Genomic DNA, 264 nt, shown 5'->3' on the forward strand with positions numbered 1-264 from the left:
GTACGAACGGTGAAGTTCACGCGATGATTCAACCATATTTAAGTGAATATGAATGTATTACTTATGTTAAAAATGAAACTTCATTAGAAATTGAGAGCTTTAATAAATGTATAGAACTTGCAAATGGAAATTATATTAATTTTTTATTAGATGATGTCTTATTTCATCCGGAAAAGTTTACAAAAATGCTGAATTGTTTTTTTAGAATAGTAAATATTTCATTTGTGACGTCATATCGGGAACAAATCGATGAAAGTGGTGAGG

At 28.4% G+C, this 264-nt stretch carries 1 protein-coding gene; it reads left to right on the top strand.

All coding sequences use genetic code 11. The features are described 5' to 3' along the window. Nucleotides 1–264, top strand: a 264-nt coding sequence (locus tag KVT34_RS30395) for a glycosyltransferase family A protein (protein WP_217563308.1), incomplete at both ends; no start/stop codon positions are given.

Origin of the sequence: Paenibacillus sp. GbtcB18, assembly GCF_019091125.1 — a bacterium.
GTDB classification, from domain to species: Bacteria; Bacillota; Bacilli; order Paenibacillales; family NBRC-103111; genus Paenibacillus_F; species Paenibacillus_F chitinolyticus.